This is a genomic window from Sphingomonas arabinosi (assembly GCF_036663715.1).
GTDB lineage: Bacteria > Pseudomonadota > Alphaproteobacteria > Sphingomonadales > Sphingomonadaceae > Sphingomonas.
The window spans coordinates 636,792-660,789 of record NZ_JAXOJN010000001.1 but is presented as its reverse complement, the minus strand read 5'-3'; the positions used below and the strand labels follow the sequence as shown (position 1 = coordinate 660,789).

25 protein-coding genes, 1 tRNA gene and 1 pseudogene are annotated in these 23,998 nt (G+C 60.4%); 16 read left to right on the top strand and 11 right to left on the bottom strand.

The window, feature by feature from the left end:
* Positions 1-95: 95 nt before the first annotated feature.
* Positions 96-272, bottom strand: a complete 177-nt coding sequence (locus tag U1708_RS20675) for a pyridoxine 5'-phosphate synthase (RefSeq protein WP_443029919.1) — start codon at positions 270-272, stop codon at positions 96-98.
* Positions 273-321: 49 nt separating this feature from the next.
* Here U1708_RS20675 and U1708_RS20670 point away from each other — a divergent pair, with 49 nt between their 5' ends.
* The 5 genes from U1708_RS20670 (at position 322) to U1708_RS02990 (ending at position 4,044) form a co-directional block, all read left to right on the top strand.
* A complete protein-coding gene (locus tag U1708_RS20670; protein ID WP_443029918.1) occupies positions 322-549 on the top strand; it encodes a KfrB domain-containing protein in 228 nt (75 codons plus the stop codon).
* A 629-nt stretch (positions 550-1,178) separates the two neighbouring features.
* Positions 1,179-1,481, top strand: a complete 303-nt coding sequence (locus U1708_RS03005; RefSeq protein ID WP_332742553.1) for a helix-turn-helix transcriptional regulator — start codon at positions 1,179-1,181, stop codon at positions 1,479-1,481.
* Positions 1,465-2,406 (top strand): reverse transcriptase family protein, encoded by a 942-nt coding sequence (locus tag U1708_RS03000; RefSeq protein WP_332742551.1) that lies wholly within the window; start codon positions 1,465-1,467, stop codon positions 2,404-2,406. The genes U1708_RS03005 and U1708_RS03000 overlap by 17 nt, the downstream gene beginning before the upstream one ends.
* Before the next feature lie 211 nt (positions 2,407-2,617).
* Entirely contained in the window at positions 2,618-3,643 is a 1,026-nt protein-coding gene (locus U1708_RS02995) for a DinB/UmuC family translesion DNA polymerase (protein ID WP_332742549.1), read from the top strand.
* 56 nt (positions 3,644-3,699) lie between these two features.
* A complete protein-coding gene (locus U1708_RS02990; RefSeq protein ID WP_332742547.1) occupies positions 3,700-4,044 on the top strand; it encodes a hypothetical protein in 345 nt (114 codons plus the stop codon).
* A 22-nt stretch (positions 4,045-4,066) separates the two neighbouring features.
* On the opposite strand, the gene U1708_RS02985 is transcribed toward U1708_RS02990, so the two are convergent.
* Positions 4,067-4,726 carry an SOS response-associated peptidase family protein gene (locus tag U1708_RS02985; protein ID WP_332742545.1) on the bottom strand — a complete coding sequence of 220 codons (660 nt, stop codon included), beginning with the start codon at positions 4,724-4,726 and terminating at the stop codon, positions 4,067-4,069.
* Positions 4,727-5,364: 638 nt separating this feature from the next.
* On the opposite strand from U1708_RS02985, the gene U1708_RS02980 reads away from it, so the two are divergent.
* Together U1708_RS02980 and U1708_RS02975 are read left to right on the top strand one after the other, a co-directional pair.
* Positions 5,365-6,354, top strand: coding sequence for a hypothetical protein (locus U1708_RS02980; protein ID WP_332742543.1), 990 nt, complete (start codon positions 5,365-5,367; stop codon positions 6,352-6,354).
* Positions 6,355-6,685: 331 nt separating this feature from the next.
* Entirely contained in the window at positions 6,686-7,369 is a 684-nt protein-coding gene (locus U1708_RS02975; protein WP_332742541.1) for a hypothetical protein, read from the top strand.
* A 529-nt stretch (positions 7,370-7,898) separates the two neighbouring features.
* Here the strand turns inward: U1708_RS02975 and U1708_RS02970 are convergent.
* Positions 7,899-8,750, bottom strand: coding sequence for a LysR family transcriptional regulator (locus U1708_RS02970; RefSeq protein WP_332742539.1), 852 nt, complete (start codon positions 8,748-8,750; stop codon positions 7,899-7,901).
* A 145-nt stretch (positions 8,751-8,895) separates the two neighbouring features.
* Between U1708_RS02970 and U1708_RS02965 the strand changes: the two genes are divergently transcribed.
* The gene (locus U1708_RS02965; RefSeq protein ID WP_332742537.1) at positions 8,896-9,048 is read left to right on the top strand and encodes a hypothetical protein; all 153 of its coding nucleotides are present in this window, start codon (positions 8,896-8,898) and stop codon (positions 9,046-9,048) included.
* Here U1708_RS02965 and U1708_RS02960 read toward each other — a convergent pair.
* Together U1708_RS02960 and U1708_RS02955 are read right to left on the bottom strand one after the other, a co-directional pair.
* Entirely contained in the window at positions 9,045-9,698 is a 654-nt protein-coding gene (locus tag U1708_RS02960; protein WP_332742535.1) for a PAS domain-containing protein, read from the bottom strand. The two genes, U1708_RS02965 and U1708_RS02960, sit on opposite strands and share 4 nt — an antisense overlap.
* A gap of 246 nt (positions 9,699-9,944) precedes the next feature.
* Positions 9,945-10,259 (bottom strand): hypothetical protein, encoded by a 315-nt coding sequence (locus U1708_RS02955; RefSeq protein WP_332742533.1) that lies wholly within the window; start codon positions 10,257-10,259, stop codon positions 9,945-9,947.
* 100 nt (positions 10,260-10,359) lie between these two features.
* Between U1708_RS02955 and U1708_RS02950 the strand changes: the two genes are divergently transcribed.
* Complete coding sequence (locus U1708_RS02950; protein WP_332742531.1) at positions 10,360-10,917, top strand: hypothetical protein; 558 nt, start codon at positions 10,360-10,362, stop codon at positions 10,915-10,917.
* A 46-nt stretch (positions 10,918-10,963) separates the two neighbouring features.
* Positions 10,964-11,487: pseudogene (locus U1708_RS02945) on the top strand (transposase); the annotation flags it as partial.
* Between the two features lie 503 nt (positions 11,488-11,990).
* Here the strand turns inward: U1708_RS02945 and U1708_RS02940 are convergent.
* The 3 genes from U1708_RS02940 to U1708_RS02930 form a co-directional block, all read right to left on the bottom strand.
* On the bottom strand, positions 11,991-12,512 hold the full coding sequence (locus U1708_RS02940; protein WP_332742529.1) for a hypothetical protein: 522 nt from the start codon (positions 12,510-12,512) through the stop codon (positions 11,991-11,993).
* 698 nt (positions 12,513-13,210) lie between these two features.
* Complete coding sequence (locus U1708_RS02935) at positions 13,211-14,227, bottom strand: hypothetical protein (protein WP_332742527.1); 1,017 nt, start codon at positions 14,225-14,227, stop codon at positions 13,211-13,213.
* Positions 14,228-14,292: 65 nt separating this feature from the next.
* The gene (locus U1708_RS02930; RefSeq protein WP_332742525.1) at positions 14,293-14,475 is read right to left on the bottom strand and encodes a hypothetical protein; all 183 of its coding nucleotides are present in this window, start codon (positions 14,473-14,475) and stop codon (positions 14,293-14,295) included.
* A gap of 11 nt (positions 14,476-14,486) precedes the next feature.
* Here U1708_RS02930 and U1708_RS02925 point away from each other — a divergent pair, with 11 nt between their 5' ends.
* The 6 genes from U1708_RS02925 to U1708_RS02900 all read left to right on the top strand — a co-directional run bounded on the left by U1708_RS02925 (position 14,487) and on the right by U1708_RS02900 (position 22,168).
* Positions 14,487-15,713, top strand: a complete 1,227-nt coding sequence (locus tag U1708_RS02925; RefSeq protein ID WP_332742523.1) for a hypothetical protein — start codon at positions 14,487-14,489, stop codon at positions 15,711-15,713.
* 155 nt (positions 15,714-15,868) lie between these two features.
* The gene (locus U1708_RS02920; protein ID WP_332742521.1) at positions 15,869-17,047 is read left to right on the top strand and encodes a hypothetical protein; all 1,179 of its coding nucleotides are present in this window, start codon (positions 15,869-15,871) and stop codon (positions 17,045-17,047) included.
* Between the two features lie 542 nt (positions 17,048-17,589).
* Positions 17,590-18,306 (top strand): hypothetical protein, encoded by a 717-nt coding sequence (locus tag U1708_RS02915; protein WP_332742519.1) that lies wholly within the window; start codon positions 17,590-17,592, stop codon positions 18,304-18,306.
* Between the two features lie 1,167 nt (positions 18,307-19,473).
* Positions 19,474-21,144 (top strand): hypothetical protein, encoded by a 1,671-nt coding sequence (locus U1708_RS02910; protein WP_332742517.1) that lies wholly within the window; start codon positions 19,474-19,476, stop codon positions 21,142-21,144.
* 1 nt (position 21,145) lies between these two features.
* A complete protein-coding gene (locus U1708_RS02905; RefSeq protein ID WP_332742515.1) occupies positions 21,146-21,700 on the top strand; it encodes a hypothetical protein in 555 nt (184 codons plus the stop codon).
* Positions 21,701-21,709: 9 nt separating this feature from the next.
* Entirely contained in the window at positions 21,710-22,168 is a 459-nt protein-coding gene (locus tag U1708_RS02900) for a hypothetical protein (protein ID WP_332742513.1), read from the top strand.
* Positions 22,169-22,294: 126 nt separating this feature from the next.
* Here the strand turns inward: U1708_RS02900 and U1708_RS02895 are convergent, their stop codons facing one another.
* From U1708_RS02895 to cpdR, 3 genes are all read right to left on the bottom strand, one after another.
* Positions 22,295-22,495 (bottom strand): hypothetical protein, encoded by a 201-nt coding sequence (locus U1708_RS02895; RefSeq protein ID WP_332742511.1) that lies wholly within the window; start codon positions 22,493-22,495, stop codon positions 22,295-22,297.
* 957 nt (positions 22,496-23,452) lie between these two features.
* Positions 23,453-23,527, bottom strand: a tRNA-Val gene (locus U1708_RS02890).
* A gap of 44 nt (positions 23,528-23,571) precedes the next feature.
* The gene (gene cpdR / locus U1708_RS02885; RefSeq protein ID WP_307086902.1) at positions 23,572-23,949 is read right to left on the bottom strand and encodes a cell cycle two-component system response regulator CpdR; all 378 of its coding nucleotides are present in this window, start codon (positions 23,947-23,949) and stop codon (positions 23,572-23,574) included.
* Between the last annotated feature and the right edge of the window lie 49 nt (positions 23,950-23,998).

The window sequence follows — 23,998 nt, the reverse complement described above, 5'->3', positions numbered from 1 at the left end:
ATCAACACCAAAGTTGGCCTTGCATTGCCTGTCGCGCCTCGACAATCTCGCTCCCGTCACGGCCGCAGAGTCTCATCCTGATCGCCGCTACTGTCTCATCCAGATCGCCGCTCAATACCGAGAGCCGCCTTGTAGGCCGCAACTGCTGGCCCGAACCCCATCACTAACGCGTCTGCTGTCAGTTCGTGGCCGGTGGACGCTTCGGCGATCGGAGGCATAGCGCCGATCAAATCAGATAGGTTGGCAAGGTTGAGGTCATGACCGACGTTCACCAAAGGCAAGAGCGAGTCATGGGTTAAACGGCAGGGCAACCCTGGCCCTCTGCAATCCGTCGACAAAGCCAACAATTACCAGCTCGGCACAGATAGCCAGGTGGTGCGGCATGACCGCGACCGCTTCCAAGAAACGCCGCACGTTGGGGATGGTGCGCGTATCAGATCCGGTAACAGCCGGGGCGTCACCCTTTACCGCTCGCCCGATGTTACTCCCTCACGGGAGCCGGGAACGCCACAAACATCATTCCGCCCGCCGGTTAATCGCGAGCGCTGAAAGCCGGGAGTAAAAGCGTTCCGCACCCGACTACGTTGACCACTGGCCGCTTACGTTCAAAATAAGTTCGCTTAAAGTGAATTTATTTCTTGCGTCCAGTGCAATGACGTCGCATACGGCTCCGGTGTGAATAACGGAAGAAGTTCTCATATTCAGTTTTGGCATTTGCCAAAGCGTGGAGGGCGAAAGTTCTCTGTCGTTTTTTCCGGTCAGTCCGATGGCCCCCCGGCGACGGGGAAGGCGTCGGCGGGCGGGCGAAGCAGAGACGAAAGCGAGAAGTGCTTCCGTCTCTAGGTTGCAGGTGTAGTTGTCGGGTCCGCTCTGTTTGGCGAGAATCCATGGTCAGGTCGGCTCGTTTTGAGCTTGCCGCCATGGCGAACAGAGAAAGGAAAAGCTCATGGCTTTTTCGAGAAACACATACCGACGACGGCGGCGACGTGAGCTGCGAGGTAAAGCTCTTGGGCAGCGTCGTGGGTTTTGGGCTAGTCTCAAAAACCCAAATACTTTGAGATTTGCCATTTCGGCAGGTCTTCTGATTTACAGGGTCATACGCTTCTTGCTGCGACTCTTTCAGCCCTCTTAGTAAACCGCCAACCTAATATCTACATTGATGGACGTTAGGAATCGCAATGATAAACGAAGCTCTTAGATTGATGCGAGTCTTTCATGACATTAAGCAATTTGAACTTGCTGAGCGTCTATCCGTGTCAAAATCTCATATATCGGAAATCGAAAGCGGCAACAAAACGCCATCTCTCGATCTGATCGAGAAATATTCCGCAGAATTTAAAGTACCGGTTTCGGCTATTATGTTCTTTGCCGAGCAAATTCCCAACGCCCAACGCGGCGAGAAAGCTAGAACCAAGATTGCTTCTAAGGTTCTAGATCTATTGGGATTCATCGAGAGGAAGGCGAATGCTACCTCTTCCTAACGGCTCACAATACACTCTTCGAGACACACCTTTTTTCCGCTTGAGATCCAGAAAAAAGCTTGCGGAGATTTTGCTAGTCTCGGACGCTGCGCTGCAGCGGATTCTGAACGAAGACAAGTTGTATGAACGCCGATGGAAGCACAAAAAAGAAAAAGATAGCTGGCTTAATTTTGAACCCAAGCCGGAGACTAGGCACTTTTATAGACCCATCGATATACCGGACAAGGGCTTAAAGTCGGTACAATCCCGAATTGCGAAGTTATTTTCAAAAGTTACGCCCCCCGATTGGCTTTTCAGTCCGGTTAAGGGGCGGTCTTATGTCGACAATGCCGCGCGTCATGTGGGAGCACGTGCTTTTTGGCTACTAGATATTGCTGACTACTTTCCGAGCTGTACCGATAATAACGTGGCGCATCTTTTTCATACAAGACTTGAATGCTCGCCGGATGTAGCCGCGATTATGGTCAAACTTATCACTTTATACGGTTGTCTACCGCAAGGGTCGCCATGCAGTCCGATTATGGCATACTATTCAAATCACACAATGTGGCTAAAAATATCCGAAATCGTTACTGATTCTGGACTGACGCATAGCGTATATGCCGATGACATAACGATTTCTGGCAACCTCATTAAGAAGGAGGTCATCTGGAATATCAAGGCAACCGTACACAGACATGGCTTGCGTATCAAAGCGGAGAAAGAACTGAGCATTATCGATAGCCCTGCTGATATCACAGGGGTTATTGTTAAAGGTGGCAGGACAATGTTGCCTAACCGGCAATTAAAACGACTTTTTGAGTTACGGGGTGAACGGCAACGGGCTAAGGGTTCGCTGGCAAAGGCCGCACTTGATAGCCAAATCGCAGGCCGACTTGCCCAACAGCGCCAGGTCGAACACCAATATCGCCACGCGCCTTCCTGAATCGAGCGATCCAAGAATCCAGGGCGCCCGCTTGTACAGAGCCCGCTGCTGTCGCAGCGGGTCCAAGATAGCTTGACCCGAAAGGTCAGCGCATCAGCAGGGGCAACGCTGCGCTGTTGGGATGGCTGCGCGCTGCCCCTGCTGCTACCAACAAAGGCCTACTCATTTTGTAGACGAAACCGCTTGATTTCCATTCCACATAAACGGTGACATGCAGCGCCGGGTAATCGCCGCGTGCGAGTCCTTCGCCCGCGACTTCGAGATCTACTCGATCGACGAGACGTTCCTTGATCTTGCCGGCTTCGAGGGTCGCGATCTTGTGGCGCACGCGAACGCGATGCGGGCGCAGGTCCAGCTATGGACGACGATACCCACCTGCGTCGGCATCGCGGAAACGAAGACGCTGGCGAAGATGGCAAACGCGGCGGCCAAGAAGAACCCGCAGTTCGCCGGCGTGGCCGATCTTCGTGACGACGACGTGCGGCGCGATGTGATGCACACCTTCGCCGCAGGGGACGTTTGGGGTGTCGGTGGTGCTACTGCCCGCAAGCTGACCGATCTGGGAATCCATACGGCGGGAGCCTTGCGCGACATGTCGATGAAGCAGGCTCGCGCAGTCGGCACGGTCGTGCTCGAGCGACTGGTGGCCGAGCTTCGCGGCGTCCCGTCCAACGCGGTCGAGGCGGTCGAGCCGCGGCGGAAGGGCATGGCCGTCACGCGATCGTTCGGCACTCCGATCTGCGACTTCGAGCGGATGATGGGCGCACTGTCGCAATACGCGTTGCGGGCTGGCGAGAAGCTGCGATCGCATGGGCTGGTCGCCGCCAAGCTGACCGCGTTCTTCCACACGAACAAGCACAAGCCCGACCGACCCCAGTACGGCGCGTCCCGGATGGTCACGCTCCACCCGATGACGAACGACAGTCTTGAGCTGATCGCGGCTGCAAGGCGCGGTGCGGAGAAGGCCTGGCGGGATGGCTTCGCCTATACCAAGGCGGGCATCATGCTCGACGATCTTCTCCCCGAGGACGAGCGGCCGCGCACGCTGTTCGAGGAGGATACCGCCAAGCGCGACCGACTGATGAGGGCGCTCGACGCGATCAACGGCAAGTTCGGCACGTGGACGGCGGTGACGGCTTCGCAGGGGTTCAAGCGCGAGTGGAGGATGCGGTCCGAAATGCGGTCGCCGGCGTGGACGACCAACATCGCCGAGGTGCCTACGGTCCGCGCGGGATGATGCCGCAGCCGCCGAGGGGCCTTGCGTTCGCCGGAGTTCGGAACGAGGACGCGGTCATGCCTCATGACAGCAATATCGTTCTCTGCGACGGGCCCGACAACCCCCACGCGTTCGACGTCGTGCCTCTTCAGCCGCGGAACGGCAGCCTCGATGCCATGTGCCCTGTCTGCAAGGGCCGCGGGCAGTGGAATACCGAGATCGATCTCGTCAGCTTCCGGTCCAAGCGAACGGCGTGCGATCGATGCCACGGTGCCGGCTGGGTGGAAACGGGAACCGATCCGATCGGTTTACCCGATATCGAAATCTCCCCGGAAGGGTATCCTCGTTGGACGATACGCTTCGAGCCGAGCGACACGGAGGTGGAGGTCGACCTGGCCCAGCCCGGTTTGGCGGAAACCTGAGCCGGAGCAGGCTGATCGTTTTCTAGATCAACCGCGCCGTCTGGCTGCGTGTTGGAAAGACGGGCCCCCGCACCGTCATCCGGTCGGCCGGATATGGGCGCTGCAAGGACAGGACCTCGTCATAGCTTCCCGTCAGCCAGCGCTCGTGATCGTCAGGCCGCAGGATCGTGATCATCGCCTTCGGATGGATCGGCGCCACCAGTTCGTTCGCGTCGCACGTGACCATCGCGAAGTAGCGTTGTTCGCCGACCTGCCGCCAGAAACCCGCAATCGCGAACACGGGCTGATCGGTCACCCCGAACCACATCTCCCCCTTGATCGGCTTCTTGCAGTCGCCGAGGTCGGTGGGCTCGCGAGCCCATTCGCAGAATTCCGTCAGTGGTATCAGGCAGCGGTTGTCTGGATCGGTGACGAGCGAACGCCATTGCGGAAGATGCAACGTGCGGACGTTGGTCTGCGCAACCTTGCGACCGGCCTGTTTCGCCTGCCCGGCCAGAACGTCCCATTCCATCACGTCGAGTCCGCGGCGGTCGCCTTCTTTCCGCACGACGTACGCCCGACCGAACGGGCGCAGTTCCTTCGGGTCGAACCGATTGTCCATTGGTTTGTCGGCAAGCCATTCGGCACCGAACCGTTCGGTGATCGTTTCCGGCTCGCCGTCGAACATTGCTCTGTTACACATGATCCAAGCCTGCTTCGTTCGGTGTCTGACCCAGCGTCGTCGCTGCTACCGGTCGACATGTCGCATGTTGCCGAAACGTCCGGCGACGTTTGACTTGTTGCCTATGAAAGCGACTTTGACAAATTCGCGCTCAGATCATGCCTACTCGCTTTTCACACCTCGCCGCCAATGTAGCCTCGTTCAACCGTTTTCAACGTTCTTGGATCAATAGGGACCGATGGACCACAACATGCTCGAACTCGACACCATGGATGCGCTCCGCGGCGCCGACAGCTGCTCCTGGAGGTCAACACCGGCAACCCGTCCATCTCCGACCTCGCCTACGCCGTGAAGGTTCGTGTGAAGGAGGACTTCAAGATCATCGAGAAGGTCGAGCGCAAGAGGGGCGGAAGCAAGCCCGACTACGCCGTCACGTCGCTACGCGACATCGTCGGATTGCGGATCGTTACCCTCTACCGCCTGGATGCTCTGGAAATTCTGCCGGTGCTTCTCGAACGCATAGCTTCGGGAAAGAGCGACCCCGACGGCGTGTGGAGCCGCAAAGGCATTTGGCGCAGTACGGGGACCAGATCAAACTCCAGATGGAGAGCGAGCGTACCGATCGGATCCGGGCGCCGACTCCTCGGCAGGAGCAGGCCGTGGATCGACTGGGTCGTATCGACGGTCTGGATCCCGTCGCGCGACAAGTCGTCGAGGAGGCCGTCCATGCGGCCCAGCTGGCCGAGGAGTCCGCCAAGGCCGGTGCGATGTCCGAGGGCGCCCGACTGGCGGCGAGACGTCGCGCCATAGCCGATCTGCACCGCGGTCGTTCGAAGCTCGTCCGCCTCACGATCCCGGACGAGCACCTTCGCGAGCTCGGCTACGTCCTGGAGATGGAACGGGCGCTCATACTGTTCACCATCGGCAAAGAATTGGGACCGGTGGCTGGCAATCCGTCTCTGGTGGACGCCAACCGGATATATTCGGAGATGGTCGCCGCCTATCCCGAGCGGCCGGTTGCGACCTACCGGCTGGCACGGACGCAGGATGAACTCAACGACCGCGCAGCCGCACAGAGCAGCTACGAGCGAACGCTGGATCTGCTCAAGGCGAGCGAATTGCCACCGGAACACTGGGTTCGCTCAGCGGCACCGAGGCTGCTGGGGTTCTCGAAATGGGAGGAAGGCGTCGCGATCCTGCGCAAAGGAGGCGATTCCGCCGAGGGTGAGGCCGTACGCCTGTTCGACGATGCCATACGGTACACGGAGGCCGCCATCTCGGAGTTCTCGACGGCGGATGATGCCGGAAGGGCGCGGAACAATCTGCTGTATTACAGCGTGGACAGACTTCGCATCGCGAGTGTCACCGGGGGAATCGACGCCGCCCACGCAGCGAAGCTACGCGCGTTGGTAAATCAGGTCGTGACTAACGCCAATGACGATTTTCGGCTTTGGGACACCATACGCGTCGCGAGTGAATTCCTCGACGACCGCCCCGCCGCACGCGCGGCGGCGGAACGGATCATCCAGATCGTCACGGATCCCAACCGGACGTCGCGCATTCCGAACGAGACTACGATCCTCGAAGACGCCCGAAAAGCGCTCGAACCGGTGCCGCACCACGACGAGGTGGGACGAGTGAAGGCCTGAAAATGCATTGCGAGACTTGAAAAGAAGAACGTTTCGATCCAAGTCCCTCAAGGACGATACGCCGTATTCCAACTTCCCAAGTGCCACACGAAGGAGCAGATCATGCAACGTCAGCCGGTAAAGGACGACTGAAGTCGTCACGAAGACATGGAAGAATGGCGGAAGGCTTGGATCTCGAATCCGAGCCTTTTTGCTTTTAGGGCATTCACGATAGTGATTCGAACCGACGCGAACCGAAGGGACCATCGTGGATCTGAAGCCTCTGGAGAGCAACAGCCTGCGGGTTGTGATTTCGATCGAGAACGGAGTCGCTGCCCGAGGCGTGGCAACCGTGCTGTCGTCGCTCGACAAGGCGTTCTCCCGGTACGTTCAAGCCGAATACGGGCGTCGCGGAGCCAGACTGCAGATCGTGGAGACCGGCGTTGGCAGCTGGTGGGCGATCCTGATGGCCTGCAAGGAGGTCTATGATCTATCCCAGGATCATCCGGACCTCATTCCCGTCTTCGTCAACAACGTGGACGCGACCTATCGCATACTGACGACCCAGGAACCGAAGGATACGGCCAAACATCTGCGCGATCTGGTACAGGATCTAGCGCGAGCCGGCCAACGCCTCGGCGCAGACGCGATCGACCTGATCTCGATTGCACGGGTCACCATCACGGCGGCCCAGTATGACCTGATACTTCGACCCGACAACGATCGGACAAAACAGTCGCGGACCTCCAGACTCCCCGCTACGGCGCAGGCGGCGTTCCCGCCTGAACGGCACGTTCTCGAACACGCAGCCGAGCTTTCCGGCGCCGGACAGCTCGTCGGAACGGTCTTCTCCGTCGACGGTACGTGGTATGCTCGGGCGGAGGGAATGTTCGGAGTGCTGCTTCCGCTCGATCTGTCGCATCTCGTCGCGGGCGGCGTCCGTCACGGTGTCACTTACGTGATAGACGGGTTCCTTTCGCATTCCTCCGAGGGGCATCCGATTGCCATCGCCGTTCGCAAGCTAAGCGAACTCTGAGCCTTCGCGCGGCCCAGGACGAAACGTTCGAGCGTCAACGCCCACCGATAATCAGGCGGGCGTCGCAATCACCCGTTCGTGCTTTGACATGGAAAACGTTGCACGATTGCGACACCGCCGAACGGACGCCGGGGCGGCAATCAATTGCTCCAAGCTGATCCTGACGGGGCGACGCAAACACTCATTCCTAACGGAATGACGGCTATGTCGAGGAGATGAACGCGACCATGACGTCTCTCCGATGCAGCGGCGATGGGTTACCCCCACCCTGCGACGGGGCGACGCTTTGGCGGGGCCGCTTCACCGAAGAGTTGCCTTGGCCGAGGCGGTTGTCAGCGAAGCACTCGCGTTTCTGGCGGGAGTAACGACCCAAGGCGTACGGAGCTTGCTACCTCATCTGGTCGGCCAATGTTTCGCCGCGCTCAGCTGAAGGGCATGTTGGCGACATTCAGACGATGACGACATCCAGACGTTCTTGGTGGAGCCGTCAGAGTGATGGAGAGATGGCCAACCGCACGGATCCCGATCGTCACATCCGCGTCAGTGCGGCAATCAGGTGGTCGAGCAGACCATCCACTTCGGCGGATGACACGCTCGGCTTCGCCGCGTTGATGACGGTGGTGGCGTCGTGATCCGCAAGACAAGCGACGAGATCGCCGGCGCGGACAGCCGCGTCCGCCAGAAATGCCGGTAGTTGGGCTAGTCCAAGATTCGCATTGGCCGCAGCGAGCGCCGCTTCGTTGTCGGCGACCGTGAGGACTGGCCTCGGCCGAATCGTGTTTCCGGATCCGAAAATCCAGCTCGAATGATCGGATGCGGCGACGAGGATCCCGTCATGAGCGGCCAGGTCGGCCGGGGTGCGCAGTTGGCCCGATCGTGCCAGATAGGTAGGCGACGCGAAGACGCCAGACCGGAACTCTCCGATTCTTCGGCTCGCGCGCTCTGGATCGACGTGTCCGGTCGTTACAACAAGCGTGTCGGAGCCGGCGTTTGCCACGTCCGAGCGGAGGGTTATGCGGGTGTCGGGATGCGCCTCGTGGAAGGAGGCGATCGACGGCATCAATAGCCGGCTCAGTCCGCGATCCGCGGCCACGACTAGATGCCCTGCTGCGCCCGTACCGCCTATGCGCAGTCGTTCCTCGACCGACGCCATGTCGTCGAGGATCCGACGTGATTCTCCATAGAACGTTCGGCCGGCTTCCGTGAGTTCGAAGCTCCGGGTGGTCCGGAGTATCAGGGTTACCCCCAACCTCTCCTCGAGATCGGAAAGGCGTCGGCTCGTCGCGCTCTTGGCGATCTCGAGTTTGGCGGCAGCGGCGTTGACCCCGCCGGATTCAACGATTGCGATGTAGGTACGCAGATCTTCGAACTTGTCAGCCACGACGTACCCATCGCGGTCGGGAATCGCCGCTCGCTACGTCCCTAGCACATCCATCAACCGTGGAAATCCGTCTACTGGCCGAACGTAGGGTCAACCTGACGGCGAATTCACTTTCGTCACCCCGCCTTAGTTCGCAAGATGGGTGATGACACACGAACACGACGCCGATGCCGTTGCGCGGGCAGCGGCACTCATGAGCGAAGCGCTCGGATTGCTCGATGAGGCGGGAATGACGTTGGCGGCCACCCATCTCGACCAAGCCCTGCACCAGCTCAGGGAGGAAGTCGAAGCGCGCTAGCTCTCCGAAGTCCCTTCCAGCAGCTTTTCGACCTTTGAGATACCGGCGGATGTCAGTTGGCCAGCGCACAAATTGGAATGAAAGCAGTCCACCAGCTGCTTTTCCTCCAGAGCCCTCATCCACCGGACGATGCCAGATTCCCGGCATCCTGTTCGGCTGCAAAGCTGCTGGACGCTGATGCTGGTTCCTTCAGCCTCGGCTTTGTAGAGTTGCAAGAGGATCAGCCAGGCGTAGTCGCAGAATAGGTCGTTACCGAGTTCCGCACGGCGCAGTTGTAGGGCCAGTTCTTTTCTGCCGGCGGACCGCCAAAGCATCTCGGGGGTCAACTTGACCGTATGCCGATCAACCTTGTTGATCGTACCTACGAGTCTCCCCTGATCAAGTCCGCCCCCGAGTCGCGAGACCTGTACATCGCTCCAGACCGCCGACGCGCGCGGACGGAGGTATCGTTTTCTGATGAACAGCGGTCCTCCGCTGGCCTCGAGCTTGTCGACGAGCGAGGCGTTCCAGGTGACGTCATCCGGATGCGTCAGATTGGTGTACGACGTCCCGATCAATTCGGCTTCCGATCGATGCAGGAGTTCGCAAACACCTTGATCGACTGCCAGAATCAGCCCGAACGAATCCGAAATAGAATGACCGACCAGCATCTCGTCCCACCTCGCCAGGTATTTTTTTGTCTGCGCAACAAGTAACGCCTGAAGAAAGTTTTAGACGCGGCACGGCGGACCTCGAATTCGGGACGAAGGCCGGTCTGAACAGGTACTTTGGATTAGGACCGCTAGTTGGTCGTCAAGGTTTCGGCCCGGTCGTGCTGCCCCGGTGGCAAGCCCGTCTTGAAGCCGGTAGCCGTCTGGAGTCCGCGGAGGTCGGACATTGCCGTGATGCGGGGGGTATCAGGCCTCCGTCGCCCCTTTGACGTGAGCATCGAACAGGTTGCAGAAATCCACTGCCACAGAGAGCTTAGTGATCCGTCGACGTCCGTCGCTTCCGAGCATCGACATGCAAGCGAGACCACTGACGAGCACGTTCATGCAGGGCGTCGTCTGGCCGGGATCTCGCCGCTTGCGGCGAAAGCGGGCGAGCTGGCCGTGATCGCCGTCATGCGTATAAGTGGAAGCATCACATGTAACGGGAGATGCATACTTGCCGGCGTTGACTCCCAATATCGAGAACAGGGTTCGCAAACTTCCCAAGCCGTCGAACGCCACGCAAAGCCTGCAGCCATTGTTCGAAGCGGTCAGCAATGCGATGTTCGCGATCGAAGACCGGTATGACGCGCATGACGGCAAGGGCCGGATCGACATTACCGTGTCGAAGCTCGCAGACCCAGCCGCCATCGAGATATCGATCGCTGACGATGGGATCGGACTCGACGGCAGGAGATACGCGGCTTTCTGCGAACTCGATACGGACTTCAAGAAGAGCAGGGGCGGCAAGGGTGTGGGTCGTCTGTTCTGGCTCGACGCCTTCAGCGACATCCAAGTTGACAGCTCCTACGCACTGGGCTGGGGCATGGCGAAACGGGCATTCGCGTTCGTCTTGAACAATTCGGAGCAGGTAATACCCAGCGCGGAGGACGAACCAGCCGCAACGACCGAAGCGCATGGTACGCGTGTGCGTTTCAAAGGCATTCGGACGAAGGAGTATGCCGAACCATTCCCGAAGCGCGCAGACACGTTCCTGCGCTATTTCAGCGCGCATTTCATCGCCGACTTTCTGATCGGAAGCGGCCCGACCATCCTGGTCGATGTGGACGGCGAAGCAGTCGAATACCCGAAGGCGGTGTCCGATCCGGTCGTCGGTGCCGAAATGAATGCCACGATCGCCAGCCCCTTGACGTCCCCCCGGTTTTTTAGTCCATTTTGAGCGAGAGTTTTCCGGCCTTGAGAAGCCTTCGGGCAAGGAGCTGGAAATGAAGAAATCTAGGTACGCGGACGAGCAGATTGCCTTCGCGCTGAAGCAGGCGGAAACCGGCACACCGGTGGCCGAAGTCATCCGGCGGATGGGGATTTCGGAGCAGACGTTCTACCGCTGGAAGAAGGTGTACGGCGGTCTCGGAGTTGGCGAGCTGAGGCGCCTGAAGCAGCTCGAGGATGAGAACCGGCAGTTAAAACAGCTGGTTGCCGACCTGAGTCTGGACAAGCACATTTTGCAGGATGTCCTGTCAAAAAAGCTCTGACGCCTAGACGACGACGCGAACTCGTCGCGTACATCCAGGCGTCCCATGCCGTGAGCGAACGGCGCAGTTGCTCGGCGCTGGGCGTCCAGCGGTCGTCGGTGCGCTACATCTCGCACAAGCCGGACCAGACACCGCTGGTGATGCGCATCCGTGATCTAGCGGCGACGCGGACGCGCTATGGCTATTTCCGGATCTACATCCTGCTGCGCAGGGAAGGATGGGTCGTGAACCACAAACGCGTCTATCGGCTATATCGGCCTCGCGATCATCAGCCCCAGGCTGCTGCGTCGCCTCGTCGGGGTTGTGGACGCCAAACCGGCTGAAATTGACGATGAAACGTGGGCACGACCGAACGACCAATCACGAAGACGCAACGTGGCATTGCAATCCGATGAGCGGCTAGAAGCAACAGCGTATCCCGTGGGAACCGGCTTTGGCCGTAAGCGAGTTTGAAGCGCTAGCCTTCTAACGCGGACCCTCACGATTGGCTCGAGTAGCAACGAGGCGGTTGACATTTTTCAACGGCTACGCTCGTTTACCTGGCAATGGCCCTGCCATGCCATTGGCGTGACATGGCATTCTTCAGGCAATACGACCGTTCGCCCGCACGCTTGCTCTGGCATGGAAACGACGATGGCGAAGCTGCTGGTCGCCTCGGTGTCTGACACCTTTGCCAACGTCGCGGACGAATGACCGAAGATGCCCGACGTTGTGACTTACGAGAAACCAACCCGGCGTCCGAAGGCCGCCGGGTTGCGTGTCACTCAGCAGCCGCGAAAGCGTTGGACATCGTCTTGATGTCGAGGACCGCGAGCATGTTGCCGATCGTGGAGACGACCGGAACGGTTCCGGGTTCCTTCGCCGCGTGCGTGCGTACGGCTTCGCGGGCCAGATCGTATCCGTGATCGTGAAACTGGCGGCGCGTTTCGTGGACCGCCATTTGGCGCTTGGAAGTAAGTTTTACCACTGCTCCGATATCTGGAAAGACTAGCACCGCCGCGCTGCGTCGATCGCGTTTCCAGAGACGTCCATCGCGCAAGGTGGTGGCAACCGTACGGCCATCCGTCACGACGACGTGGAACCCGATCGGACCAGTGCTGGGATCGTTGAGATCAAACGAGGGGAAAACCACCCTGTAGTTCTTGTCGAGACCGAAGCGCGCGAGCGCAGCCTGATCCGACTCCGTCGGCCGCGCGCCACCGATGAAAACGGTGTCCCCGTCGGTTTCCGCGTTCGACTTCGCACTCCGCGGCGTCATCTCGCGGCTGATCGCGACGATCATGTGGTTCATGGTGTAGTGATCGAATCCATAAGTCATGATGTTTCCTTCCAGCGCGCTGGGCGCGCGAATGCTCGATGATCGAGGAAGACATCCGAAGGTTTTTCCCCTCCTAACCGTCCTCGCCTCAATTGCCTGAAATTTAGATCTCGGTGGGCCTGCTGGACCACCACCACCACCTGCTGCGGCCGCGGTGCACGATGCATCCGTCGGCCAACGCAGCGAACATGCAGGTCGTTAACCTGATTCTTCAGCACTTTCGTAACGCTTTGCAGCGTACAGAAAGGTATGCTGAAGCTGCCGACCCGATGAAGAGGATCGTGTGTGGAGGCAGCCCCTCCGGGGCTTGCCGACGCTGGAGCAATTCATTTTCCCGTCTCCCGTTGGTTACGCCAACGAAAACCAAGAATTGAATGCCTGGCGGCATGTCCGGACGTCCGCTGATCGGCGTCCGCGACGCGACCATTCGCGACGATTGAAGTCGGATGCATTGACAGGGTTCCTGGTGGAACTGTGATCTCTCCATGACCGAGCGGCAAAGCGTGGACCGGCACAGGGCGGACGCCTGTGCCTTGCAGAAGCCTGCGTCTTTTTCGAATTAACGCCGACTTCGTGGCTGGTGACCGCAGTGGCGCAGCGGTCGATAACGTACGAGTTCACGCCATTGTATCGCCGGAGGCCGTAACGCGTCGCCGGGACGATTAGTCATCATCCAGCTCCATCTCCCGGTAGCGTTCGGCGGCGCTGCGCAGCAATGATATCTGAGCTGTCGTGTCACCGAAGTCCTGGAGTGCGTTGGTCGCGGCAGCCAGCAGCGTAGCGGGTAGATGGGAAAGGACGTTGGTGTTGCCGTTCTGCACCAGCGCTGCAAGCGCCCACCAGAACGGTACACCCCCATCGGTTACCCGCGGCCAGGCCTTCCAGCGCTCTCGCGGCGCGGGGTCCTCTATGTAGCGCAGGTATCGCAACGACCGCACGTCGAGCGCCACCTCGGCACCCCTGGAATTAAGGCTTTCCAGAATGGCGATTGCTCGAGTGAAGTAATAGTCGGCCTCGATCAGACGATCCCCGCGGTGTCTAACCTGCGCCTGCCTGATGGACGGCGGCGCCTCCGGATTGCCGAGTTTCTCAGGCTTGGCGACCCAACCGTCCCGCAGCAGCAGTTCGTCTATTTCTGCACGCACGACGTCCGTACCCATCGGCGCGATTCCAACGCTCAGCCAATGGACCATTCGTGCATACAATCCAGCGATGTCGAGAAACCAAGCGCCGCCGACAGCTCCCGAAATCGATGGGAGGAGATCGCGCTCGCCTACGATCCGCAGGTCCCATGTGTTGGAGCCGGTATCAGCGGCGTTCGTGCCGGGGCCGGCGGCGGCCAGTGCTTCTGGAATGATGGCGACGAAGCTGCTGTCGCTGGGGTTAGCGGCTGACGTCGGCTTCGCTGACGCCAGCAGTACCCTGACGAGTTCCGGCCAGGCGTCGCGAACGATCTCCGCCGCGACGGCGCCGGGCACGAAGGCTTCGGTCAAGGCGAACCAGACGGCATAGGCGTAGAGTTCGGCGACCCCGTACTCTGCGCGTTTGGCTTTTCCCACACGCAGTCCAGGAGGAAAGTCACGAACGTTGAGGTGCTGCAGCCTCGCCCGGACGACCTTGGTCGGTTCGAGGGCGTACATCCCGGCGATCACCGCCTCGACCTTTCGAATTGATATCATACGAATACGATAACCGCATCGTTATGGCATTGCAATTCGAGTTTGGATGATCCATAACGAGATCGTTATGGAATTCGATCGACCTCAGTCTGGACGGAATGGACAACGTGCCGGGATTCGCTGATCTCGACCGCCGCCTTTCGCGCAAACTGGAGGCGGGACGCGGCATTCAACTGAGCGCCGACGACCTGAACCTGCTCGTCGAATCGGGCGCCTACGACGCCTTTCGCGGGGCTGTCGCCGACCATCAGAGGAAGCAATGCCAGCAACGAAGCGTGCCAAGCCGGTCTATCAGCGCGGGGGCTACAAGCTCTACCGTCGAGCCGACCGCGAAGCGTTCGAAATCGTCTGGTACGACGACGAGCGAAAGCGCGAGCGAAGCGCTAGTGCGCGCACAGAGGATGTCGCAGCCGCACGTGCTGCGCTCGATCGCCTCTATCTAGAACGCACGCGCGGCGACGCTTTCTGTCCGACCTGCGGCCAGCCCCGCGCAGCGGACGGAGTCTATGTCAGTGCGGCGATCGCGGACTATCTGACGTTGTCGGCCGACAAGCCGTCTGTCGACGCCATCAGGGCCAGGCTCCAGCATGTACTGCTATACCTGGTCGACAAGAATCTCGCGACGATCAAGTGCGACAGGATCGATGCGGCATGGGTGGAGCGGTTCCGCAAATGGCTTACGCCCCGGCCGATCGTTTCACCAACGGGGAAGACGCGGGCTCGATCGCTTTCGACCGTCGAGAACAGCGTCCTGCAGCTCGCGGCGGCGATAAACGAATGTGGCGGTATCAAAGCACGGTTCAGGTCTCTGCAGCCCAAGGAGGTGAACCGCACGCCACAGTTCAGAGCCGACGTTCCGCAGTTGGCGGCGATGTTTCGGTACTGCCTCCAACCGGAAGCCCGCTCGGACAAGGAGATCGAGCGGCGGAAGCGCGAGCGAAGCGGGCTTCTCGCGTTCCTCAGGATCAGCGTGACGACGATGGCGCGCCCCGACGCCGCGCACGACGTCTCGACCGCCCCGGAACGCGGCCAATGGAACAGCGAACGCAGCGTACTCAATCTCAATCCCGTAGGACGACGACAGACCAGGAAGTACCGCGCCGTCGTTCCCGTCGGCGGACCAATGCAAGCCATCCTCGATGCGTCGACGGGGATGCTGGTCAGCGGGCAGTCGGTGAAGTCGGCCTGGGAGAGCATGGCGACTACGTTGGATCTGCCCGGTGCCGGTGAAAGCGGCATGAAGCTTATCAGGCGTTCTGTGGCCAACCTCGTCAGAGCGGAATTGCCGCAGGAGGCTTGGGGTGAGCTCGAGATGTTTCTCGGCCACGCCAGGTTCGACGACGTGTCCGATCTCTACGCCCCATTCAGTCCCGACTATCTCCGACGCGCCCTCGCTGCAATTGAGGGGATCGTCGCTAGAATTGAAAGCTTGGTGCCTGGCGCCTTTCTGGTCGATGTCGGCCGATGCGAACCAGAAGTCGGCTGATGTCGCGTCCCCCGCCCGCGCCTTCGATGGAATCACGCCGTACCGCTACATATGACCGATGTCGTAAATCACTAATCGTCGCGGTTCAATCCAACAGACGACGTCGCCACAGGACAAGCCGGTCTGAACATCACTGAGCGCGGGGGGAAATCATCGTGAGTGCGAAGATTGCCAAAAGTCCCATCGCGGACATGACGGCCGACCGAGATTGGTGGCGCCTAACGGCTGGCGACATTGACACGCTGGCATCGCAAAACGGCGGATCATCGGCCAGGTGGTCGAGGAATCGGATCGAATGGGCCGGCGTGGCGTGGGACGGCGCATCGCCACTGCGCATTGGAGAACACGCGGTGGCGGGCGGCGCCATCAGTCGGTCCCTATCGCAACTTAAGCTGAAGATCGAGAAGCTGAACGTTCCTCACGTCAAGGCGCCGACCGTAGGTGACGTACGGGCGTGCGCCGCTGGACTAGCTGAGGAAGAACGTTTGACCATCGACGTGGATTTCGAAGATTTCATCTTGCCGATCGCTATCGGCGCGACCGCGTTTGACGGCGCTCCCGCCTCTCTAGGTTTTGTAACCGATGGGGTGCTGAGGCACGTCGAGGCAGCGGCACGGAACCGTGCTCCCCTCGCACGACGCGAAGCGGCGCTGCGCCGCGCACTGGAGGAGACCTCGAAGCGGATCGGCGGAGGATGTGCGCCACTATGGCTACGCTTGGATCCCGCCGCCTTCGATGAACGGCCCGATCCGTCGTTCTCTCGTCATTACAAGCTGGTGATGACGATCCTCGATGACTCGCTTTCGACATCGCCGAGTTTGCCGGACGCCGTATGGACCGTCGGTGACGTCCGTGATCATTGGCGACTTCATAACCATGCACAGCGCCGTCGGGCAGGTGCGCTTTCCGCGTTTCGGAATTCAGGTTCTATCGGAGCGATGACCGAAACCTCTCTGGCACTCGTCCGCGCCCTCGGCCTCGATCCGTTTGAGACGTTGCAGTCCGCGTACGCCGCTCGAACTCGTGATCCGCAAGGTGCCCTGCAAATTCGAAGATGGGGATGCACGAATTCCCTCAGCTGGATCGAGGGCGTGCTGCGGACGACCATTCAGTTCCCTCAGGGTCGATATGACAACGGAGAGCTAACGTTGTACGGCGACCATCCGGACTCGTTGGCGCTTGCTTGCGAAGGGCGACCGCTGACGGCGATCATGGACCATCCCGCCTTCAGGGCGAGTGACCTCAGGATTTCGAGCGCCAGCATCACGGATGATGGGTTGTGTCTGTGTCATCCCGATCGCGTGATACCTGCAGATAAGATCTTAGTCGCTTAAACCATGGGCCGCGGCTTCGCGGCCGTAACCGGGTTACAACGCAGTTTCGGGGCCCGTTACGAAGGTCACGGATGATCACCGGCCCTTCCAAGGTGCAAGCGTCGTGGCGGCCGGAGGTTTGGACCGGCGTTGTTCGATAAACTGCCGGTTCATGATCTCGGCACGCGGTGCCGACGTCGCGACGGCGCCCGCCTGCCTCGGATCGGAACGCTCCTCGCTTGGCATCCGCCACTCATTCATCGAAGCCCACCGGACCGCAGAAGACGGATTGATCACGCTTACCATCTCGGCTTACAACCGAGGGGTCCGCGAGCACGCGGACCGAGGCGTGGAAACCTCGCTATTAGTTGCCGAACGCCCGGCCCGAACCAGTTTCGGCCGGGAGGCGGACGCGTATGTCCAAGGCCTCCGGGCCCAAAGGCGTCCGCGCTCGTCTAATAGCGAGTTTCCAACTTCCGGCTCACGGGCCGGCACCGCTTCGTCAACCGAAGCGGTGCCGCCGGCTTTCCGGTAAACGGGCACCGACGCGAGGGGAAACGCGCGTGGGTGAGAAGAGAACGGATTTCCTCCGCCATCCTGATGGCGAGGCCGAACTGCTCCGAGAGCCGGACGATTTGGCCATGGAAGGAGCGGAAGCGGTGAGCGCACCTGTCGCCACCTCCAGCAGGCTACGCAGTTGGTTGATTCAATGCCGCCGGATAGGCGGCACGACGTATCAGGGCGGATGCATTATCGCTCGGGTACGGCACGTGACCTACCAGCAGCAGTCGACCACATACGGACGTAGCGCCGGCGTTTTTGGACTAACTAGCAATGGACGAGGCTTCGTAACCGGCGGCGGGGGCTTCGTCGATACGGATCACCGCGGCGTCGTCAGCGTCGTCGTCGAGGACGGCAATGCACGACACACGACGCACGAACTACCGTCCGAAATGGCCTTGCTCGAAGGCAGCATCCTGCGGCTCGACTTGATCAACGACAGGCTCGTGAGTGCCACCAACCTTACCGGACGACAAGGCGGCGTCATCCTTCTAGGTCCATCCGCGTTCATCGGCACCGCGTCATTCACGAAGATGCACGGCGTCCTGATGTTGGCAACGGCCTTGATGGCAGGCCAGATCCTATCGCCACACCCGATCGCTGGTTTGGCGATGACGGGTGCTTTCGTAACCCTGCCTCTCTTGCGCCTGCGTCGCATCCGAGAGCTCAAGCATCAACGTGTCGAACTCAAGAACTACATGCTGGAGGTGATGTCGTGATCCTACTTGCCATCGCTCTGCAGTCGACCCCAGCGCCGATCATCGACTGGCAGCCCTTCCCCATACAGCGAACGCCGGATGGCGGACTTTACGATCGGACGTCGACGACGCGGAAAGGCGACATCGTAGATACGTGGGTGAGATTCGTTAACATGGAGCTGAAGGGCGTCAACGGGAGGGGTGAGCAGATGGACACTCATATGGAGGTCGACTGCCGAAAGCCCAGGATGAGGATGTTTGAAGCACGGGTTGTTCGACCCGACGGCACGGTTCTCAAAAGTACGCTCTTCGGCCCGTCAGAGCTGGAATGGCACACCATGAGGATCGGAATGCGAGGATACGACATCAGAGCAGGCATTTGCAGTCGAGTTCGATAGGGCACGGTAATTCAAGGCTTATGTTACCGCAGAGATGAACCTCAGCTCGATTACAAGTGAACGGGGCACCTGTGGACCGCCCGCCGTAACGGCAATGATTGTGGCGGATTTTTTGCTTCCTAAAATCCACTTGGATGTGGGGTTATAATCTTACCGCTTGCAAGCCTTATTGGTTCGGTTATTGTTCATGCTTGCGCAAGCTCGTCAGATTCGGACAATGCTTGCGCCGGTTCCTTTGCGTTCCAGTTCCGCGCGTACCTCATCCCGCCGTCATCCCGGATCGCGACACGCGACATCCGCGCGGTCGGTGGACGACATGCTGGGAGATCTCGGGGATGGTACGCACTCACACGATGGTCCGGAACCGCTTGAGGGTTGGCGGCCGAGTGCTAGGCCTTCGCAAGAAGCGGAAATCTCTCCGCCCCAGGTTTCGGGAAGCCCGGACGTACGTTGCAATCGCCACCGCAAGGTCGCCGAAAGTCATCGCCTTAAGCCTCGCTCCGGCTGACGGGTCAGGGCAACGTTCGTTGGAACACATCTGGGGTTACCCAGGTCCCATGCGTGCCCAGGACGGATCTTGGATCGCAGCGGATGGTCGTGGTCGGGGTCTGCTGAGCCGTATCGTGAAACTCGGAGTGGGCAAAACCGGAGCCTTCAGATGATGGCCACTAACGGATCGGCCCGACCAGCCTGCGCCGTCACATCTGACGACAGCGTGTCCAGCACGTGTCCGACGATCCTCGTGGTCGTTCTAACGGCGGCGATGGCCTCGAGCCTAGCGGGGTGCGCCATGCCTATCCTGAAGGATGATGCGGTACAGTCCCAGACGGCGTTGGTGAAGGAAGCCTGGGAAAAGGGGAACGATACAGCATACTTCAGCGCGATCAGAACCGAATACGCTTCGCTGCAACAGCGAGAGGACACCGCTCTCGTGCGCTCCTTGCAGGCGAGCCGGGACCGCAACCTGGCAACCTACATCTCCCCAAGCGAGCCGCCGAACGTGGTGCTTCGCAACCCACTGCGCGGTGTACGCAAGCTCTGCCACGACGTAGATAGAAGGTTGAACAAACTCGTCGGAGCGACCTACCCGTACCTGTCGCCGGATGCGGAAAGTCCCTACGCGTGCTCCCCGCCGCCGGCGCCCGCCGTCCTAGTGACGTGGTCGAGGCTTCCGGACATGCTCACCGGTCTCCGCTTGGGCACTGCGGCGGCACAGCGGGAGTACCGCGAGTCCGTGGAGAGCTTCGTCGTCGAAAGGTCGGCCTGGAAGAAAGCTGCTCCCCCCGCCGCGATGGCGCCTGAACTGCCGCTTGCCTGCGACAAGATACCGTTCGCTTGGGTTGCGCCCGACACGGATCTCGCAGTCTCGTCAGGTTTAGCCGGTTTGGCGGGTTACCCGGTCGACGCCTATCGGCGGGTTGTGGAATCGTGCGTCGGGCCGGACGGCAGAGGCGGCGTAATCGCCGAACTAGCCATCTTCGGCCCTAATGGTCCGGTAGGGAAAGCGATATCCGCCTACGAAGGATCGATCCTCGCAGACCTGCTCCGGCGAACTATCGAGGTCCGCACAGAGGCCGCCACATCTGAAGAAGCGGCGGCCTCCGTCGCCCCGGCGCTTGCCCTCCTGCAGAAGCAAATCGACGATGTGGCGACGGACGCAACCTCTAAGGACTTCACGGAGGCAGTGGCGGACGTCCGACGGTTGCTAGTGAACGCGCAGGAATTGGCGCGCCTGCTGGGCTCCGAGAAGGTGGCGAGCCTTCTCGACGAGGCGCTCAAGGCCGAGTTGGCCAAAGCGGCTACGACTGGGTCGGTCGAGAATGCCGCCGCCCCGCAAGCGAACGGCGCAGCCACCGTCGATGCCGCCGCCGCCCCGGAACCCGTCACGGTGACGACCAAGCGAGTTCAGGCCATTCTGCAACTCGTGGAAGCAGGCGCCGGCCTCGCGGACGCACTTCGTCTGAACGACCCCGACAACCGGGTAAGCGCATTGCTGATCCTCCTTGCCGCTCAGCGACAGAAGGTCGACATGCTTCAGTTGGCCGCCCGCCGGGACCGGGAACGCGTCGCGATCGCAGACGCAGAGGTCCTTGGTGGCGCTACGGAACTCGCGTTGCTTGCGGAGGCACGGCAGTTCGTCGGGAAGGTCGACGCAACGAATGACGGGATCGTCGCCATTCGCGACGCAGCGCAACGGGACGCCGCCATCAAGGCCCTCAACAGCGTTTCTCTATCATGGAGCGAAGGACGCATTCCAACGAATCTGGCGCGCCTTCGCCACGTCTACCTCAATAGGGGATACAGGATCAGCATGGCCGAGAAGACGACCGAGAACTGGCGCGGCCTGATCGCACCGGCGATTTCGCAAATGGCTCGAGCGAGCGAGGTCGGGATCACGCAGAACGACGTCGTCGGTCTGCTCTCACCGTTGATCATCGCCGCCACGATCGCGGCGAAGTGACATGAAGATTCTCCCAATCGTCTTGCCGGTAATGCTGCTGGCCGGATGTGCAGCGGACGCCATCAGGCCGACTGCGACCCGGACACTCTCGCTGACGCAGGACCTGAAGACAGAGTTGTCCGCCTTTGCCGGCCGGCAGAACGTCGAACTTGAGTCGCGACGGCTCGCCATCGCCACGCTCGATGAGAACAGCTCACTTTCCGAGTACCGAGCGCGCAGGCACGTCATGGACTGGAAGTCATCGGGTGACGTTGCGGCACTTCGCATCTTCGAGCAGGCGTCGTCGAACGCTGTTGGGACGTTGCCCGCAAGCGTCTCCACTGGCGCACTGCTGGCGTCATCTCCGGCCAGTGGCGTGAAACTCGACTCGAAGACGTATGACGACCTGATAACGGCGTTGAAGCCCTTGGCAGCGAAGCGGTCGGGGGCGGACCAAGTCGACTTCCTCCTCAGTTACGGTCGTGCTGTCTCTGAGCAAATGCGCAAGAACGTCGCCGAGGCTGCCAAGACCGAAACCGGCGCCGCCAAGCCCATGCCGATCGAAACGGATGACTAGGAGCGATCGATGACGGATAAGCGAACAAGCGAACTCGTTGAGCTGATGGCGGAGAGTCGCCTACGGCTGCTCATCGTTGTCGAACACGCTCTCGACAACGACTACGCAGCGGTCGCTCTCGCCGACGACGAGGGCGAACTACGCAGGCAGTCGGCGGTCGCGTCGAGGCGATCACAGCGGAACTCGCTTGAGCATGCGATTCGGGCGATCGCGCTCAAGTTCGCTGATCCGAGGGAAGACCCCGAACGGTTGCGCGACGACGTCGATGACTTGAGGCGCTCGGTGTTCATGCTGAGTGCGGAGATCGACGACCTCCAGGCGTCGACGCAGATGCGTTACCCAAGCGCATCTCAGGTCGCGAACGTGAGCGGTGCAGTCGGCGTGCTAGAGGCAAGAATAGGCGCCTCGGCGGCGGCGGGCGCGATCATGCGCGCCACCGCCGGCGTGTTGGAGGCCTGGCCCCTTTGAAAGCTAACTGCAGTACGTGTTCGCGCCTTCGACACGACCAGTGCCTTGTCTCGTGGCGGGAACAACCCTTTTCACCCCGCCAACACATACCGCCCCTTCGCGGTACGAGTACGGGCGGCCCGCAAACTACGCCAAGGTGATGCCGCGTTTCTTCATCTCCGCCGCAGCGATCTCCGCGATCGGGGTTTCCGTCTGCGATCTGAAGATGTCTGCTAGGTCGAGTAGGTCTTCGTCCTGTAAAGCGGTGATGGAACCGTTGATGGATGCGAGGCTCGCTTCGGTCTCGGCAGCTCGCCGAGCCCGGTGCCTGATACGTGTTTTCAGCATCTCTACTTTTTAGCAGGATCGCCGAAAATTGGGAGGTGGTACTGTGCTCAAGCAGCTCGTGAGCATCGTGTGCCCGAAGACATCGGAAGCGCGAGCGATAAACGCAATCGGTAAGCGATGCGCTCGCCACGCAGCTAGCGGAGCGCTACCTTTAGCCGGCGAACCGTAGGCACGGTATCCTCGTGATCACGAATCACCGGAATGCGAAGTTCTGGCGTGACCGAGCCAGGGGCGAACGTCTCGACTTCGCCGCGGCGATCCCCGACTTCAACTTGAGGCCTCGACGATCAGAGCGAACAGCTCGGGACCGATCACGGTCGAAGTGCGGGGTGTCGATTCGGCAGCCGGTCGCCGCGAGGTTGATCCGACCAAGGATGGCCGAGCGACGTCCGACCTCGTTCCCGACGTTTCATTCCTGACCGGAGCCGACACGTCCTGCGGATGACCATCGCCGCAGCCGAGCCCGTGCTGCACGAAGCAACACGGTCTGAACTCCGACCCGTGCTTCTTGCCCACCCGTGCAGGCGACGTCGGCTTCCTTCCCCATCAGCGTCGGGATTAACGTCGATGCACGACGCGGGCTATTGGACAAGCAAGCGGTCCAGTCGCGACTGCGCCGCTATGTTAGCCACTCGACGGTCGGACGTCGCATAGTGGCAGACGGCCGAAAAGGAACTGTGTTGTGGACCGGACATCCGTCGCCCTCTTGGGACTCGGCTCACGACGAGCGCGTCCACGCTCAGATAAGCGGCTAAGCGAGCTCTGACGATCACGGCGGTTACGCCTTTAAACAGAGGTTCGATGGGATGAGACTGGCGGTTGGCGCACCCTTCGAGAAGGCCGAGGATAGCGATAGGAACCGGGAGTTACCGCAGTTTTACCGCGCTCGTTCACCCCAGCCTCGGGCTGAATTCATAAAAAAGCCCTGGCAACTCGTTGAGTTACCAGGGCTTTCTATGGTGGGCGTGGCAAGGATTGAACTTGCGACCCCTGCGATGTCAACACAGTGCTCTACCACTGAGCTACACGCCCGCCGGAGGGCTCCACTAGCCGCGGTCTTCGCGGCGTGCAAGCCCTCAATGCACGCCCGTCACATTATCCGTCTCGAACAGCCGGTCGACCTCGGCGACAAGGTCGCGCAGGTGGAACGGCTTGGACAGGACGCGCGCCTGCGGCATCGCCCGGCCGGCCTTCAACGTGACCGCCGCAAAGCCTGTAATGAACATCACGCGAAGGTCCGCGCACATCTCACCGGCCTTTTGCGCGAGCTCGATGCCGTCCATCTCGGGCATGACAATATCGGTCAGCAACAGGTCGAACGTCTGGGTTTCGAGCAGCGGAATCGCCGCCGTCCCCCGATCGACCGCGGTCACGGCATAGCCCGAGCGTTCGAGCGCCCGGGTCAGATACTCGCGCATGACCTGATCGTCCTCGGCCAGCAGAATTCGCAACATCGATCTAAAGTCCCGTTTTTACACGTACATTCTGCGGCAGCCCTACCCT

Bases quoted from the DNA above. Each gene is read 5' to 3' on its own strand.
- U1708_RS03005 (WP_332742553.1), top strand. From the start codon at position 1,179: ATGATAAACGAAGCTCTTAGATTGATGCGAGTCTTTCATGACATTAAG.
- U1708_RS03000 (WP_332742551.1), top strand. From the start codon at position 1,465: ATGCTACCTCTTCCTAACGGCTCACAATACACTCTTCGAGACACACCT.
- U1708_RS02995 (WP_332742549.1), top strand. From the start codon at position 2,618: ATGCAGCGCCGGGTAATCGCCGCGTGCGAGTCCTTCGCCCGCGACTTC.
- U1708_RS02990 (WP_332742547.1), top strand. From the start codon at position 3,700: ATGCCTCATGACAGCAATATCGTTCTCTGCGACGGGCCCGACAACCCC.
- U1708_RS02985 (WP_332742545.1), bottom strand. From the start codon at position 4,726: ATGTGTAACAGAGCAATGTTCGACGGCGAGCCGGAAACGATCACCGAA.
- U1708_RS02965 (WP_332742537.1), top strand. From the start codon at position 8,896: ATGACACACGAACACGACGCCGATGCCGTTGCGCGGGCAGCGGCACTC.
- U1708_RS02960 (WP_332742535.1), bottom strand. From the start codon at position 9,698: ATGCTGGTCGGTCATTCTATTTCGGATTCGTTCGGGCTGATTCTGGCA.
- U1708_RS02940 (WP_332742529.1), bottom strand. From the start codon at position 12,512: ATGATCGTCGCGATCAGCCGCGAGATGACGCCGCGGAGTGCGAAGTCG.
- U1708_RS02935 (WP_332742527.1), bottom strand. From the start codon at position 14,227: ATGATATCAATTCGAAAGGTCGAGGCGGTGATCGCCGGGATGTACGCC.
- U1708_RS02930 (WP_332742525.1), bottom strand. From the start codon at position 14,475: ATGGTCGGCGACAGCCCCGCGAAAGGCGTCGTAGGCGCCCGATTCGAC.
- U1708_RS02925 (WP_332742523.1), top strand. From the start codon at position 14,487: ATGCCAGCAACGAAGCGTGCCAAGCCGGTCTATCAGCGCGGGGGCTAC.
- U1708_RS02910 (WP_332742517.1), top strand. From the start codon at position 19,474: ATGCCTATCCTGAAGGATGATGCGGTACAGTCCCAGACGGCGTTGGTG.
- U1708_RS02905 (WP_332742515.1), top strand. From the start codon at position 21,146: ATGAAGATTCTCCCAATCGTCTTGCCGGTAATGCTGCTGGCCGGATGT.
- U1708_RS02900 (WP_332742513.1), top strand. From the start codon at position 21,710: ATGACGGATAAGCGAACAAGCGAACTCGTTGAGCTGATGGCGGAGAGT.
- U1708_RS02895 (WP_332742511.1), bottom strand. From the start codon at position 22,495: ATGCTGAAAACACGTATCAGGCACCGGGCTCGGCGAGCTGCCGAGACC.
- cpdR (WP_307086902.1), bottom strand. From the start codon at position 23,949: ATGTTGCGAATTCTGCTGGCCGAGGACGATCAGGTCATGCGCGAGTAT.